Here is a 15,625-nt window from a genome sequence, read left to right on the forward strand (position 1 = left end):
GAAGGATAAAATCATGAGTATTTTAGTTATCGCTGAGCACGACAATAAGACACTTAACGGTGCAACTTTAAACGTTGTTGCTGCGGCTCAAAAAATCGGTGGTGATATCACTGTATTGGTTGCAGGTTCTGGTGCTCAAGCAGTTGCAGATGCTGCTGCGAAAGTTGCTGGTGTAAGCAAAGTTTTGCTTGCTGATGATGCAGCTTATGCAAACCAATTGGCTGAAAATGTAGCGAAACTTGTTGCTGAATTAGGTAAAGGTTATTCACATATCCTTGCTGCTTCAACAACAACAGGTAAGAACATTTTGCCACGCGCTGCTGCACTTTTAGACTCAAGCATGATTACTGACATCATTGCTGTTGAAGGTCCTAAAACTTTCAAACGTCCAATTTATGCAGGTAATGCCATTGCTACAGTTCAATCTGACGAAGCAATTGTTCTTGCAACTGTACGTGGTACAGCTTTTGATCCTGTTGCTGCTGAAGGCGGTTCTGCTGCAGTTGAATCAGCGGCTTCTACAGGTGATGCAGGTATTTCTAAGTTCATTTCTGAAGAAATTGTGAAATCAGAACGTCCTGAATTAACTGCTGCGCGTATCGTTGTATCGGGTGGTCGTGGTGTTGGTTCTGGTGAGAACTATCATAAAGTACTTGATCCTCTTGCTGACAAGCTTAGTGCTGCTCAAGGTGCTTCACGTGCTGCGGTTGATGCTGGCTTCGTTCCTAACGATATGCAAGTTGGTCAAACTGGTAAAATCGTTGCGCCTGATCTCTACATCGCTGTAGGTATTTCTGGTGCGATCCAGCATTTGGCAGGTATGAAAGATTCTAAAGTGATTGTTGCAATCAACAAAGATGAAGAAGCACCAATCAATGCTGTAGCTGACTACTGGTTAGTTGGTGATTTGAATACTGTTGTTCCAGAATTAGTTTCTAAACTTTAATTCTCGAATTAAGTTTCAAAAAAACGCGCTTAGGATTTCCTAAGTGCGTTTTTTTATTTTAGAAATTTATTGAATAAATAGATGGATGGTGTGCACGGATAAATAAAGTCGTGATGGTGGGTTATTCTCTATTCGAATAAAGAAACTCTGAGTAGCTTCTCTCATCAGTCCTTTTTATAGTCTAAATCAACTTAAAAGTTCCTTTATTGTCATTTTTTCTCATAGGGATAAGGAACCTTGCAAAATTCATATGATTCGCGCTACACGATGTTTTTTGATTTATAAAAGTGGTTTTAAACATAAGCTGTCATAAAATAAAAATAGTGATCAAAAATGCTATTTTCATTTTTTCTGATCTTAATTTTTATGTTTAAGATGCTGTATCTTGAGTGATTATTTTATCAATAAGTAATTGATGTAACGAGATCAATGCTTTGGCGAAAAGAACAAGAGAGAATCAGTGGATAAATACCTTGAAGTCCAATTTTAAACCCGATAAGATCAAAGCATAAACACAATTAAATTTTCCATCGTATACTGGCGACATACAGAAAATTCCAGTGTAAATCAGCTGTTACAGGCACAACATTGTATTTAATCCTGTAGTGTCTCTTGACCATTCTTTTAATTCTATACTTGTTGGCGCGTTAGACTGGCTGATTCTGTCGTTTTAAATCCTTGCGCTTTTCCATTATTGCTCAATTCCTTATCATCTCACCTAGAATAGCTATAAATATGAAGTGTCCTAAATGTTACGCTGAGAATATCAATGAAGCCATGAAATGTGGTGTTTGTGGTACTCGTTTAAAACAGGTTAAACAGACCAACAATTTAACAGGCAATAGCAATGTTGAATTTTCTGTACGCCGTGAAAATAAGCAAGAGCAGTCAAATCCCACGCATAATATAAAACATCGTCAGACTCCGCCGAACAATGAAACCGAGAGCAATCAGCATGCTTCTGTAGGAGATAAGGCGAGTGCGTTACTTGAATCATGGCAGCAGAGAGTCGCAAATACACAAAGAGAGTCTCAAAATCAGCCTAAAAAGAAAAATTTTAAAATTGTCTGGATACTTTTAGCTGTATTTATGTTTGGTCCCGCAGTGCTTGGGGTTATTTCAAGTGTGGTTATTCCTATCGTAATGTCTGTTATTGGGTCATCCAATCAAGATGAGGCCGCGACAACAGATGAAGCACTACCCGCAAGCGAAGAGGTGGTGTCTAATGAATACCAAGCACGTTATTTTGATATGCAAGCTTATCAAGCACGCTTAGCACAGTATTATGATGCCAAGCATCGTTTTGCGACGAGCCTAAAAGATATTGAAAAGTTTGAACAGACCCAGTTTAGTGATTTTATTTTTGATCAAATTGAAATTACACAGCAAGGGATTTTAGTGGGTAAATTCACTGATGCGCCTGCAAGTCGAATATATATGGTTCCACAGCTTGAAAATAATCAAATTCGTGATTGGCAGTGTTATCGCGTAGCAATCAGTGATGATTTGCTGCAACACTGTGAATTGCTTCAGGCAGATCCATATAAATTATAGAAATTCACAACACTCTATATTTGGAAGTGTTTAGATTTTTCTGATCAGTGGAGTTGGACTTAGTATCACTTTGCTCATATTTTTTGCCATATCTATATATGGCAATTTTCATGTTTGAGTTGTTTTAATCGATCCGATACAAACCTGTTTGATGTGATTGATTTTTTACTGATAAACATCGCAAAAATAGTGAATGAAGCACACCATTGAGTATGATTGGATAGATAAAAATAGGTCAGGTTTTGAGATAAAAATACCCAATCATTTATAAATTTAGCGATACTTAATTGAGCGCCCTATCAGGCGGTTTTTTATTGTCAATAAATCGTTAAAATTGTTTAAAAATACTACAAAAAATCATGATTATAGTGTGGTCGGATAGGCACAAAATCACTTGGTTTTATGCTATACTGTGCGACTGAATTTTAGATTTTGGCTCAACGCTTTTTGAGCTAAATTTTGACTAGCTAGATTATATAAATGAGCAGTTGCTGCTTGCACTGTTTGTAATAAGGAGTATGCATGAGCGTATCGGAAATTAGACCGATTGCCATTGAGGATGAACTAAAAAGCTCATATCTCGATTATGCCATGAGTGTTATTGTATCTCGTGCATTACCAGACGTGAGAGATGGTTTAAAACCTGTTCATCGTCGTGTGCTGTTCGCTATGCACGAGTTAGGCAACGACTATAACAAAGCCTATAAAAAATCTGCACGTGTTGTTGGTGACGTAATCGGTAAATATCACCCACATGGTGATTCAGCTGTTTATGAAACAATTGTTCGTATGGCTCAAGATTTTAGTCTACGTTATCAATTGGTTGATGGTCAGGGTAACTTTGGTTCTGTCGATGGTGACAGCGCAGCAGCAATGCGTTATACCGAAGTCCGTATGCGTAAGCTCACCCATGAAATGTTGGCTGACTTAGAAAAAGATACAGTCGAGTGGGAAGATAACTACGATGGCTCTGAGCGTATTCCTCAGGTTATGCCAACACGTATTCCTAACTTATTGATCAATGGTGTGACAGGTATTGCTGTCGGTATGGCGACCAACATGGCGCCACACAACATGACAGAAGTAGTTAATGCATGTTTGGCTTATGCAAATAATCCGAACATCTCAATTGAAGGATTGATGGAATATATTTCTGGTCCAGATTTCCCTACAGGCGGCATTATCTATGGTAAATCAGGAATTGTAGATGCTTACCGTACAGGTAAAGGTCGTTTGCATATTCGTGGTAAATACCATTTTGAAGAAGACCAAAAAACTGGTCGTACGACGATTGTTTTCACTGAAATTCCTTATCAGGTCAATAAAGCAAGAACCATTGAACGTATTGCTGAATTGGTCAAAGAGAAAAAACTTGAAGGTATTTCAGAACTTCGAGACGAATCTGATAAAGATGGGATGCGTATTGCAATTGACTTAAAGCGTGGTGAAAACGCTGAAGTTATTGTCAATAACTTATTTTTAAATACTCAACTTGAAAATTCATTCAGTATCAACATGGTTTGCCTAGACAATGGCCAACCTAAACTGATGAATTTAAAAGACATCATTGCGGCATTTATTCGTCACCGTCAAGAAGTAGTGACACGCCGTACCATGTTTGAATTACGGAAAGCGCGTGAGCGTGGTCATATCTTAGAAGGTTTGACTGTTGCTTTAGCCAATATTGATGAAATCATCGAAACCATCAAGACTTCTGCGAATCCAGCTGAAGCACGTGAGCGTTTACTTGCTGGTGAATGGGCGGGTGGAAATGTTGTTGCATTGCTAGAAAAAGCGGGTGCAATTTCAGTTCGTCCAGATGAGATTGAAGGCGAAGATCCAAGTCGTCCATTTGGTTTGGATGGTCAGCTTTATCGTTTATCTCCAGCTCAGGTTGGTGCGATTTTAGAATTACGTTTACATCGTTTAACCGGTCTTGAACAAGATAAGTTACAAGCTGAATATTCTGAAATTTTAGCTCAAATTGCTGAGCTTACAGCAATTTTAAATGACTTCAATCTTTTGATGAATGTGATTCGTGAAGAGCTTGCATTGGTTCTTCAACAATATGGCGATGCACGTAAAACGGACATTGTTGAATCACGTATTGATTTCTCTCGTGAAGATTTGATTCCAGAAGAGCAAGTTGTTTTAACTGTTTCAAAAACAGGTTATGCAAAAACACAACCATTGTCTGATTATGCTGCGCAGCGCCGTGGTGGACGTGGTAAATCTGCAACATCGATGAAAGAAGACGATTATATTCAACATTTAATCGTGACATCGAACCATGCAACTGTATTATGCTTTACCAATGTAGGTAAAGTTTATCGCTTAAGAGTATTTGAAGTACCTCAAGCGTCACGTGGTGCAAAAGGCCGCCCAATGGTGAACTTATTACCACTGGATGCAGAAGAGACCATTACAGCGATTCTTCCTGTAATCGATGCTCCGAAGAAATTTACTGAGCGTTTAACTGAGTTTAGAACTTTTGTCCGTGCCAACGTTGCTCAACTGCGTGAAAACACAATTATCGACTCACATTACGAAGCACTAAAAGCTGCGTTTGCAGAGCTTGGTGAAAATCCAGATGACTTATCAGATGCTTTACGTAAGCAACTCAAAGAAATTGGTATTGAGCTTTCTGCTTCTGATCTTGATGATGAATTAATTGCTGAATTTGCTGAACGTGTAGAAAGTGTGCGTAAAAACTTCTATGTATTTATGGCAACAGCATCAGGTACAGTAAAACGTGTTGAATTAGAGCAGTTTGGTAATGTTCGTTCGAATGGTTTACGTGCGATTGAGTTGAAAGAAGAAGATACTTTAATTGGTGTTGCAATTACTGATGGTGAACAGCAAATCATGTTGTTCTCAAATGAAGGTAAAGCAATCCGTTTCTCTGAAACTGATGCTCGTGTGATGGGTCGTACTGCGAAAGGTGTTCGTGGTATGCGTGTGGCATTGGCTGCGGCACAAACAGATGAAGATGTTGAAGTTGATGTAGATTCAGATGATGAAGATGCTGCAGATTCAAATACCAATGTGGTTAGCCGAATCGTTTCGTTAGTTGTTGTACCAGAAACTGGTGAAGTATTATGTGCTTCTGCAAATGGTTATGGTAAACGTACACCAGTAGATGACTTCCCAACTAAAAAACGTGGTGGTAAAGGTGTTATTGCCATTAAAACATCTGAACGTAATGGTGAGTTAGTGGGCGCTGTTGCCATCGATGAATCTAAAGAATTGATGTTGATTTCTGATGGTGGAACACTGGTTCGTACTCGTGCTTCTGAAGTAGCGCGAACAGGTCGTAATGCCCAAGGTGTCCGTTTGATCCGCTTAGGTAATGAAGAAGTCTTGGTCGGTGTGGTTGCAGTTGAAGCTGTCGAAGCTGATGATGAGATTATCGATCAGTTAGACGCGATCGAAGGCGAGACTGCTTTAGATTCAGAGAATTTAATTGATTCTGAAAAATTAGTTGATGATGAAACTATTATGGATGAAGGTGAAACTGAGTCTGATAATACTGAATCTGACGAGTAATTTATAGAGAAATAAGAAGAGCGCTTAGGCGCTCTTTTTTTTGTATTCTGATCAAGCTTATAAAATCTACAGTTCTGTTTAAATCTTATGAATTGAGCTAACGATACATAGCTTTTTTCTAACGAAAACCAAATAAAAAATAAGTAAAAGTAAATATGAACAAAGCTATAATCGAGTTTTTGAATATAAAATAATATGCTTAAACTGATCTACTATGTTCCAGAATCACACCTTGAAGCTACCAAACTTGCAATTTTTCAAGCAGGAGCGGGTGGTATTGGTGATTATGAACATTGCGCTTGGCAAGTGTTAGGAACAGGGCAATTTAAACCGTTAAGCGCTGCAAAGCCATTTATTGGTGAGTTAGATCATTTAGAGCAATTGCCAGAATGGCGAGTGGAAACCATCGTTCCTGAGCACAAGGCCAAACAAGTGGCAATCGCTTTAAAAGCAAGTCATCCCTATGAAGAACCTGCTTTTGAGTTTATTCAAATCATTGATATTGAATAATAGTTTAAAAATCTCAACCCTCTTCTGAATAGAGAGGAGGAATTTATAAGCTAAAATTAAACTTTTTGAATAAACAAATCACGATCAAAACGGTATTGTGGGAAGAATACGCCATCTTCAGCACGTTCACCGGCACTAATCACCATGACTGGAAATTCTTTATCACCTAGATTAAGGATCTTGCGAACTAAGGGTTCATCAAAACCTTCCATCATGCAACTGTCAAAACCATAAGCACGTAGAGCCAATACCAAGTTTTCACAAGCCAAGGCTGTCGTTTTACTGGCCCAAAGCTTTGCATCAGCTGGGTTAAACGCAGTAACAGGGAGTTGTTTATCTAAAGTGCGTGCAACTTTAAAAGCCACTTTTTTAAAGTTACCTAAAGCATTCAGATAACCAGTTTTATAGTTATATGCGATAAATTTATAATATTGTTTTACCGCTCTTGGCGCTTCAGGCATGGGGAAATGGGTTAAATTGTTTTTTGCCATTTCATCAATGCGGTCAATACGTGCCACACATACAATCAGTTCTGCAGCTGTTTTTGCTGATAATTGGCTTAAACAAGCTTTGACTAATTGTTTCTTTTTCGCTTGAGACTGAACCACATAGAACGTCCAAGGCTGAAGATTTGATGAGTTTGGTGCCAATAAAGCCAAATCTAAACAAGCATCTAAAACATCGGCAGGAATTTGCTTTTCAGTGTATTTACGGACTGAGCGACGACTTTCTATGACTTTACGGAAATTTTCAATATCGATATCTTGTGGAGCGGGTTCGTAATAGCGCTTCTTGGTCGTTGTATCTTGTGACATGATCTTTACCCATAATTAAATGAACAGTTTTATTGGATTCAAAATGAGCAAAGCCACTGAATATTAGTCATGCAGTGGCTTTGCTCAGATTCACTCAATTAATTAAATTGCGAGAAGTTTGGCTTACGCTTTTGCATAAATGCAGCAACGGCTTCAGCCATTTCAGGTGATTTAACGCGTTGCATAAAGATCACCGCTTCATCATCCACGCATTGAATAATCTCTTCAAGATTATGCTTCATTAACGCTTTGGTTTGTTTGATTGAAGCCAATGGAAGTGCTGCAAGGGTTTGTGCTTGATGCAAAGCGTGACCATATACATCGTCTTCAATACTATTGATTAAGCCAGCATTGAGTGCTTTTTCACTGTTAAATTTTTGTGCAGTTAACAGCAATTCAGCTGCTTTATGATATCCCGCTTGTTGAATTAAGAGTTTGCTTGAAGCACCCTCTGGAGAAAGTCCCAAGCTAACAAATGGAATTTGGAATAGGGCAGTATTGTCTGCATAAACGAGGTCAGCATGTAAAAGTACTGTTACTCCGATCCCAATCGCCACACCACGGACTGCACAGATCAATGGTTTAGATAAACGTGCAGCAGATTTTAATAATACAAATGGAGGGCCATCACCTTCTTTACCTTCAAGTGGTTGTTGAATGAAAGCCATAAAGTCTTTCATATCATTACCCGCACTAAAGTCAGCATCTGCACCACGTAAGATCACCACACGAACATCACGATCTTGATCAGCTTCATCTAAGGCTTTTGCAATCCATAGATACAATTCACCATACAGTGCATTTTTTGCTTCTGGTCGATTAATTGCTAAAGTCAGTACACCATTCTCTAAATTTGCGTTTAAATGTTGATGTGGCTGTTGAATACAACTAAGTGTCATCGTACTATCCTTGCTTTAAAATTTAATTGGATTTTATGCCCTCATTATGTCGCATATTTGAAATTCTGTTGCAACTGATGAGTTCATAAAAAATTACTTTTATGACTTATAAATTTGATTATCTTGTTTATATTGGACGCTTTCAGCCCTTTCATCTCGCGCATATGCAAACCATTAAAATTGCATTACAACAAAGCCAATATGTAATTTTGGCCTTGGGTTCTGCGCAAAATGAACGGAATACTAAAAATCCTTTTCTGGCATCAGAACGGGAACAAATGATTTTGTCTAATTTTTCTGAAGCGGATCAAAAACGAATCAAATTTGTACATGTTATTGATGTTTATAATGATACTAAATGGGTAGAGCTGGTTAAGTCCTTGGTCAATGCTACAGTTTTAGAGACCGATAAGATTGGTTTAATTGGTCATTTTAAAGATGATTCATCTTATTACTTAAAACTATTTCCAGAATGGCAAATGGTTGAATTGGATAGTTTAGTCGGCTCTATCTCTGCGACCCCGTTACGTGAAGCGTATTATCGTGGTGAAATTTATCAGGTCGAATTTCCTTTGGGCACAGCTGAGTTTTTAGAAAAGTTTCAGAAAACGGAAATTTACCAACAATTAAAGTACAAATACCAAACGCAAGACAAATCAAATCTTTAATGTTTTTTGTGTGCATTGCAATACACTGAATAGAAATATATAGAATATGAATGGAGTATTGCATGCAGTTTAAATCAGTCGCTATAAACGCTGTTTTATTGGGTAGCTTCGTTATTTCGATTTCAAGTTATGCCGCGTCTTGGACATTGACACCCAATAGTGATGTTGGATTTCATATCGACTCATTGGGTATGAACATCGTCAAAGGGCAATTTAAGCGTGTTAATTCTTCCCTTAATTTTGATACGAGCGCTCCGCAAAAGGCATCTACTGAATTTGTGATGGATGTAAATAGCCTAAGCATTAATAAATCTTCCTTGAAAAATATGATTATGGGTGAAGACTTATTTTACGCTGCTAAATATCCTTCCGCTTCTTTTAAAAGTACGGCATTTAAACCGCTTGCTAATAATAAGTATCTAATTTCAGGTAATTTAACCTTGCGTAATGTGACTAAGCCTGTAACTTTTAATGCGACAATTAAACCCAATCTAAATAATCCAAAATTGCTGGATTTTAGTTCTACTACAATCATAAAGCGTAGTGATTTCGGAATGAAAAAAGCTGTGGGTGGCGTTGGAGAAAAAGTGAATATCCAAGTGTCTGGGCAGTGGAAAGCACAATAGAAAACAGCAGAGATAGAAAGGATCAGGGTGCGTTATTTTCTAATCTCATCGTTATTTCGAGCCTGTTTTTTGAGTCTAATATTTTAGATGTTCAATTAAAAAATCAATGAATAAGCGGATGTGTCGTTGTTCGTATTTATTCTTAGGATAAAGCAGGGAAAATTGCCGTTGAGTACCTGAATATTGTTGTAGTACTTCGACCAACTTTCCTTGTTTTAAATCATTTTCAATAATAAAACGACAGGTTTGCAATAGGCCACCACCATGTTGAGCTAAGGTAATGGTGGCTAAAATATCTTCACTGCAATTCAAGTGTCCTTGCGTTTGAATCTCTACAACTTCATTTTCAATGAGCATAGACCACGGCACTTCTTTTCCTGTGCTGGGTAAGATAAATTGAATACATTGATGATGTTGTAAATCGGCAATCTCAGTAGGTGTGCCATGTTTCTTTAAGTATTCAGGAGAGGCGACAATCAGTAAGTCGGCTTTTTCTAAACAACGAGCGATTAAATTGGATTCAGGCACATTACGCCCCCGAATTGCAAGATCAAAACCTTCGGTAATGAAATCTACATTTTTATTGGTGAGCTGTATATCCAAGTTAATTTCAGGGTAAAGCTGCTGAAATTGAGGTAAGAGAGGTAGAACTCTAAAGTGACCAAAAGGTGTTGGTAAACTCATCCTGATTGTTCCAGAAGGTTGAGCTGATTTATTTTTTAATCTTAATTCGACTTCAGCAATTTGTTTGAGGGCCTGCTGACACTCTAAAAAATATTCCTCACCCGCTTGGGTTAAACGAACATTGCGTGTTGTTCGATTAAACAGTTGAATCCCTAAGCGACCTTCTAAACGAGCAATGGATCGGCTTACCGCTGCGGGTGTCAAACCAGCTTGATAGGCAGCCTTGGAAAAACTTCGTTGTTCAGCAACGAGACAAAATATTTCAACACTACTCAACATTGTTCGTTTGAATGTTGTGTTCATTATATACACCATGTAATAACTGAATTGATATTATGAGTATTTATTGTTCACGATGTTAAGAATAGCATGAAGTTAAAGCAACTTAAGGAATAAGCAGATGCAACTTTTTTACACAGCGGGTGCATGTTCACTTGCCCCTCATATCGTATTACAAGAAATTAACCAAGATTTTAATTTAGTGAAAGTTTCTTTTAAAAATCACCAGACGGAACAAGGTCAGGATTTTTTGAAAATTAACCCGAAAGGTCAAGTGCCATTTTTAATCAGTGATGATGACTTGCATTTGAGTGAGGGTGCGATCATTAGCCAGTATTTGGTTGAGACTGCTAAACGTAGTGATTTATTACCTACATTTGGTGATTTAAAGCGCTATAAAGTATTGGAGTGGATGAACTATATTAGTTCAGAATTACATAAATCGTATGCACCATTTTTTCAAAAAGGGTTTGATGATACGAGTAAAAATATTTTTAAAGAGAAATTATTAAAACAATATACATGGGTCGACGAGCAAATTTATGATTCAGAAAATCTGTTGGGGCAAGGATTTACCATTGCAGAGATTTACTTATTTGTTGTGACTCGTTGGGCAACATTGATCAATTTGGACTTAAGTCATTTGAAATCTTTACAGGCTTTTATGGAGCAAATGCAACAACATCCATCTGTACAAAAAGCCATGCAAGCTGAAGGTCTTCTTTAGGAAAAAATCCAATGCCGTATGTTTTATAAATACTGAGTAAAACTACGGCAGCTCTAAGCTTGAAGTATGTGATTGAAGCAAAGTATTTCTATGATGTTTTAACACTGCTTTATAGCGAAAATCGTGACTGGGTTATTCTAAAAGTTTTTGATTATACGCATTAAAATAAGATACTTTAATTTAGGACGAGTCATAGCTTCTATAAAGCCTAATCCAGAATAGACTGAGTATTGCGAATTAAATCTAATGTGAGCTTTTCCAGTTGCTTGGATTGTTGTTTCCAATGATGCCAATATAGATGTAAATCGGTTCTTGCTTTGGGCATGATTTCAAGCAATTGTCCTGTTGCTAATTCTTTTTGAATTTGCATTTTAGGTACCATGCCATAACCCAAATCGAGCAAAATCGCATCTACAAAAGATGTTGCAGAAGGAATAAAGTGGCATGGATAGCTGCTTGGCATCAAACCAAAAACGTGTTGTAAAACTTCGGCATGTACATGGTCTTTATCATTAAAAATAACAGCAGGGATATGCCGTAACGTTTCACGTTGAATACCATGCTGAAAGTAAGTGTGAATAAAATTCGGTGTAGCAACCATCCTATAGCTCATTGTACCTAAATGAATCGCCTCACAGCCTTTCATAGGTTTTGATTCGGTTGAGATACAGGCATTGACCAATCCCGCTTCAAGAAGGTGGTGGGTTTGGGTTTGATCATCAATTTTTAAGTCTATAACAATTTTTTCTGTGAGTAAGGTGTGTTGAATTGTCGGTAATAGCCACGTCACCAATGAATCGGCATTAGTGGCGATATTTAATTTAAAAAATTGTGATTGTGAACTTTGCCCTTGAAGATTCTGAATTAAATTTTGTTCCATCAAGCGATGATGTTGCAGGAAAAGTAACACTTCCTGACCCGCTAGAGTGACTTTACATGGTCTTTCTCGAATGATCAGCACTTGCCCTAGTTGTTTTTCCAAAGTTTGTAAACGTAGCGTTACCGCTGATGCTGTGATATTTAAACGAATAGCAGCTTGCTCAAAGCTACCTGTTTCGGCAACTGCTAGAAATGCTTCACTATGCTTACTTTGTAACATGCTGATCCTCTAAAAAATTGGGCGTTTTTTATATAAAGATATAAGTTATTTTAAAAATGCCACATCACAAGCAACTAAGAAAAACTTAGCTAAGATGATATTTATTTAGAAATACTCATTTAAAGAGATAAGTTTGGATAATAGCACAGTCCATTCAAAACTTTAAAAGTGTAGTTTTAAAATGTTGCAAAGTTATATGCAGGGGTTGGCTGTTGGGTTTAGCTTGATTATTGCAATTGGCGCTCAAAATGCTTTTGTACTCAAACAAGGTTTAAAAAAGCAACATGTATTTTGGGTCTGTGTTGTTTGTGCCGCATCTGACTCGATTTTAATTTTATTGGGTGTACTTGGATTTTCAAAAGTCATTCAAACCCATCCAGAGTTTGTCGATTGGGCAAAATATTTTGGAGCAACGTTTTTATTGGTTTATGGGGCGCAACATTTTCTACAAGCTTTTAGAACATCGACAGGTTTAAAACCGAGTGAACAAAATGAATCCAAGCTGATGAAAATGCTTCTGATTTGTTTAGCTTTAACTTGGCTTAATCCACATGTTTATTTGGATACAGTGGTTTTAATTGGTTCTATATCGACAAAGTTTGAAGCTACCGCACTTTATTTTGCGATTGGTGCAGTAACAGCATCGTGGTTATTCTTCTTTAGCTTAGGTTTTGGTGCACGCTTTTTACTCCCGGTTTTTCAAAATCAACGCGCATGGCAAATATTAGATTTTATTATTGCATTGGTTATGTGGGGAATTGCAATCTCTTTGCTGCTTTGATTGGTATTGTTGGATCAAGTCAGCGTAATGATCTTTTTCAATACGGAAAGAGGAAACAATCTATGTCGGGCTTGAGGATGTTTTCAATAAGAAGATTTAAAGTCCCTGACACGCTTAAAATCACGTTAACTTTAGAGCGAGTAGGGACTTTTGCAGTTAAGCTTTTTGTAGTGCTTTTAAGTCTTCTAAAACTTGTTCAGCATGTCCAGCCGCTTTAACTTTACGATACTCTTTAACCAGTTTGCCTTGATGATAAATAAATGTTGAGCGCTCAATCCCCATCACTTGTTTACCATACATATTTTTTTCTTTAATCACATCAAAGTGTTTACATAATACTTCTTCTTTGTCACTGATCAGATTAATGGTCAATGCTTGCTTCTCCGTAAAGTTCTGATGTGCTTTTACAGAGTCACGTGATACACCAAGGATGGTGGTATTTAAAGCGTCAAATTGGTCTTTTATACAAGAGAAACCAACCGCTTGAGTGGTACAGCCAGGTGTAGAATCTTTTGGATAAAAATATAAAACTAACCAATCTGTAGAGAGCTCAGTGAGGTTGATTTCACCTGTCGTCGTTGGGAATTTCTGATTCGGAAGTTGTATTTGTTCAGTCATTGTTTGTCCTTAAATGCTGTTGTGTTTAAGTTCAAGTGCTAAAAAGGCATAATTTTCATGATAGAGAATATCACCTTTATTTAGTAAAAGTGGCTTTTTAAAAATTGGACCATCTATCAGCGTGGTATGAAATTCACCCGCTTCACCACATGGATCAATCCCACGTTCGATTAATTCATCCACAAAATCAGCTGTTAAAACTCTACCCAAATCTTCAATCCGCATACCGAGGTTTAAATTAATCGTCACAATGATGCTGACAAAACCCAGTTGAATAAATTCACCCACAATGTCAAGCCGAGGTTTTTGCCATAATGGCATACATAACTGCAATTGGCTTTGTTCACAGACTGATTGGTTCCATTGCGCATGTCCAATCAGATCAATATCACCAGTAACAAGTGCTTCTGCACCCAGTTGTTTGGTTTGATTGAGGAGATTTACAAATTGATGTTCATAGTCATCCCACGTGGCTGATGCTTTAAGTATAGGTAAACCAATCAGCTCTGCTTGGGCATCAATGATATCAAGCGGCATGGCATGAGAACGAGATCTTTGTCCATGTTCTTCTAGCATGACAATGAGAGCTACGGCTTGTCCACTTTGCAAAGCGTGATATAAAGCTAGGCTACTATCTTTCCCGCCACTATATGAAGCAACAAATTTTTGTTGCTGTATCACAGTATTCCATTGGTCCTGCATATGGTTTTGTATCATCCAATTGTAAAAAGAGCCTGCATGGGCAGGCTCTTTGCAACAAGAAGAAATTATTTCTTCGCTTGTGCTGCTTTCATTGCTTCTTCAGTTAAGGTTTTTAATTTACCTGTTAACTGAGGACCAAAACATGTTTGAAGGTCTTGATTATTTTTTTGAACGAAAGCAAGTGTTGCTGGGCTTTTCTTTTGGTTAATGGCACTTTGAATTTGCCATTTTTGATCGTTGGTTAACTTACCATCAGATTCAACAGCACAGCTACAGTATTTACTTACTTCAGCAGAAGTTAATTTACCACCTTTAGCTGTTTCCGTTTTACACACGCCAATAAGTGCAGATTTAACATTTGCACTCTTATAGGCTTGTTGAACTGCATTTGATTCAGCAGCAAAAGCCGTAGATCCCATTAAAGCCGAAGCTGAAAATAAAGCAGAAAGAATAAGACTTGATTTTAAATTTTTCATAAACAGTACCTTGTTATTGCGGTATATAACGTGTTGGGTCTGCAATACCTGCATCCTTAAAACCTTCTTTACGAAGTCGGCAGCTATCACATTTGCCACAAGCACGTCCTTGGTCATCTGCTTGATAGCATGAAACCGTTTGACTATAGTCTACGCCATGTTCGATGCCTAAGCGTATTATATTCGCTTTGGATAAATGTAACAGAGGTGTTTCAAATTTAAGAGGTTTTCCTTCTACACCGACTTTCGTTGCAAGACGAGCCATGTTGGCAAAGGCCTCGATAAACTCTGGGCGGCAGTCAGGATATCCTGAATAATCAACAGCATTGATACCAATCACGATCGCTTGAGCATCAAAAACTTCTGCGGCTGCAAGTGCGTAAGACAAGAAAATGGTGTTACGTGCTGGAACATAAGTTACAGGAATACCATCTGTTTCATGATCAGGAACATCAATGTTAAGGTCTGTAAGCGCTGAACCACCTAAATTACCTAAATCGATATTAATCACACGATGTTCTACACCTGCACGTTGCGTTAAAGCGCGGGCTGCATCGAGTTCAGTGGTAGAGCGTTGACCATACATAAAACTTAGGGCAATACAGTCATAGTTTGCTTGAGCCCAAGCCAAACACGTCGTTGAGTCTAAGCCACCAGATAATAAGACTACGGCACGAGGGCGCATATCCAACTCT

16 protein-coding genes are annotated in these 15,625 nt (G+C 37.9%); 8 read left to right on the plus strand and 8 right to left on the minus strand.

Features of this window, described 5'->3' with window-relative positions; all coding sequences use genetic code 11:
• Positions 1–13 precede the first annotated feature (13 nt).
• The 4 genes from L3V46_RS06145 to L3V46_RS06160 all read left to right on the plus strand — a co-directional run bounded on the left by L3V46_RS06145 (position 14) and on the right by L3V46_RS06160 (position 6,556).
• The gene (locus L3V46_RS06145) at positions 14–946 is read left to right on the plus strand and encodes an FAD-binding protein (RefSeq protein WP_004717227.1); all 933 of its coding nucleotides are present in this window, start codon (positions 14–16) and stop codon (positions 944–946) included.
• A gap of 735 nt (positions 947–1,681) precedes the next feature.
• Positions 1,682–2,500, plus strand: a complete 819-nt coding sequence (locus L3V46_RS06150) for a zinc ribbon domain-containing protein (RefSeq protein ID WP_239045204.1) — start codon at positions 1,682–1,684, stop codon at positions 2,498–2,500.
• Between the two features lie 522 nt (positions 2,501–3,022).
• Positions 3,023–6,046 (plus strand): DNA gyrase subunit A, encoded by a 3,024-nt coding sequence (gene gyrA / locus L3V46_RS06155; RefSeq protein ID WP_239045205.1) that lies wholly within the window; start codon positions 3,023–3,025, stop codon positions 6,044–6,046.
• Positions 6,047–6,241: 195 nt separating this feature from the next.
• A complete protein-coding gene (locus L3V46_RS06160) occupies positions 6,242–6,556 on the plus strand; it encodes an NGG1p interacting factor NIF3 (protein WP_239045206.1) in 315 nt (104 codons plus the stop codon).
• 56 nt (positions 6,557–6,612) lie between these two features.
• Here L3V46_RS06160 and L3V46_RS06165 read toward each other — a convergent pair whose 3' ends face one another.
• Complete coding sequence (locus L3V46_RS06165; protein WP_004717220.1) at positions 6,613–7,371, minus strand: nitroreductase family protein; 759 nt, start codon at positions 7,369–7,371, stop codon at positions 6,613–6,615.
• Between the two features lie 98 nt (positions 7,372–7,469).
• Entirely contained in the window at positions 7,470–8,270 is an 801-nt protein-coding gene (locus L3V46_RS06170; protein ID WP_004717217.1) for an enoyl-CoA hydratase, read from the minus strand.
• Positions 8,271–8,371: 101 nt separating this feature from the next.
• Between L3V46_RS06170 and L3V46_RS06175 the strand changes: the two genes are divergently transcribed.
• Positions 8,372–8,938, plus strand: coding sequence for a nicotinate-nicotinamide nucleotide adenylyltransferase (locus L3V46_RS06175; protein WP_034612542.1), 567 nt, complete (start codon positions 8,372–8,374; stop codon positions 8,936–8,938).
• Positions 8,939–9,000: 62 nt separating this feature from the next.
• Complete coding sequence (locus L3V46_RS06180; RefSeq protein WP_239045207.1) at positions 9,001–9,564, plus strand: YceI family protein; 564 nt, start codon at positions 9,001–9,003, stop codon at positions 9,562–9,564.
• A gap of 75 nt (positions 9,565–9,639) precedes the next feature.
• Here the strand turns inward: L3V46_RS06180 and L3V46_RS06185 are convergent, their stop codons facing one another.
• Positions 9,640–10,551 (minus strand): LysR family transcriptional regulator, encoded by a 912-nt coding sequence (locus tag L3V46_RS06185; protein ID WP_239045208.1) that lies wholly within the window; start codon positions 10,549–10,551, stop codon positions 9,640–9,642.
• Positions 10,552–10,648: 97 nt separating this feature from the next.
• Here L3V46_RS06185 and gstA point away from each other — a divergent pair, with 97 nt between their 5' ends.
• Positions 10,649–11,254 (plus strand): glutathione transferase GstA, encoded by a 606-nt coding sequence (gstA, locus tag L3V46_RS06190; RefSeq protein WP_239045209.1) that lies wholly within the window; start codon positions 10,649–10,651, stop codon positions 11,252–11,254.
• Between the two features lie 208 nt (positions 11,255–11,462).
• Here gstA and L3V46_RS06195 read toward each other — a convergent pair whose 3' ends face one another.
• Positions 11,463–12,353: a LysR family transcriptional regulator ArgP gene (locus L3V46_RS06195; RefSeq protein WP_004823159.1), complete on the minus strand. Its 891-nt coding sequence runs from the start codon at positions 12,351–12,353 to the stop codon at positions 11,463–11,465.
• 181 nt (positions 12,354–12,534) lie between these two features.
• Between L3V46_RS06195 and L3V46_RS06200 the strand changes: the two genes are divergently transcribed.
• A complete protein-coding gene (locus L3V46_RS06200; RefSeq protein WP_239045210.1) occupies positions 12,535–13,134 on the plus strand; it encodes a LysE/ArgO family amino acid transporter in 600 nt (199 codons plus the stop codon).
• 156 nt (positions 13,135–13,290) lie between these two features.
• Here the strand turns inward: L3V46_RS06200 and L3V46_RS06205 are convergent, their stop codons facing one another.
• The 4 genes from L3V46_RS06205 to queC all read right to left on the minus strand — a co-directional run bounded on the left by L3V46_RS06205 (position 13,291) and on the right by queC (position 15,615).
• Positions 13,291–13,752 (minus strand): peroxiredoxin, encoded by a 462-nt coding sequence (locus L3V46_RS06205; RefSeq protein ID WP_239045211.1) that lies wholly within the window; start codon positions 13,750–13,752, stop codon positions 13,291–13,293.
• Positions 13,753–13,761: 9 nt separating this feature from the next.
• Entirely contained in the window at positions 13,762–14,454 is a 693-nt protein-coding gene (locus tag L3V46_RS06210) for a diphthine--ammonia ligase (RefSeq protein ID WP_239045212.1), read from the minus strand.
• A gap of 65 nt (positions 14,455–14,519) precedes the next feature.
• Entirely contained in the window at positions 14,520–14,930 is a 411-nt protein-coding gene (locus L3V46_RS06215; RefSeq protein WP_004717195.1) for a hypothetical protein, read from the minus strand.
• 13 nt (positions 14,931–14,943) lie between these two features.
• Positions 14,944–15,615 carry a 7-cyano-7-deazaguanine synthase QueC gene (gene queC / locus L3V46_RS06220; RefSeq protein ID WP_004717194.1) on the minus strand — a complete coding sequence of 224 codons (672 nt, stop codon included), beginning with the start codon at positions 15,613–15,615 and terminating at the stop codon, positions 14,944–14,946.
• Positions 15,616–15,625: the final 10 nt, after the last annotated feature.

This window comes from Acinetobacter sp. AG3 (assembly GCF_022343575.1).
Taxonomy (GTDB): domain Bacteria; phylum Pseudomonadota; class Gammaproteobacteria; order Pseudomonadales; family Moraxellaceae; genus Acinetobacter; species Acinetobacter guillouiae.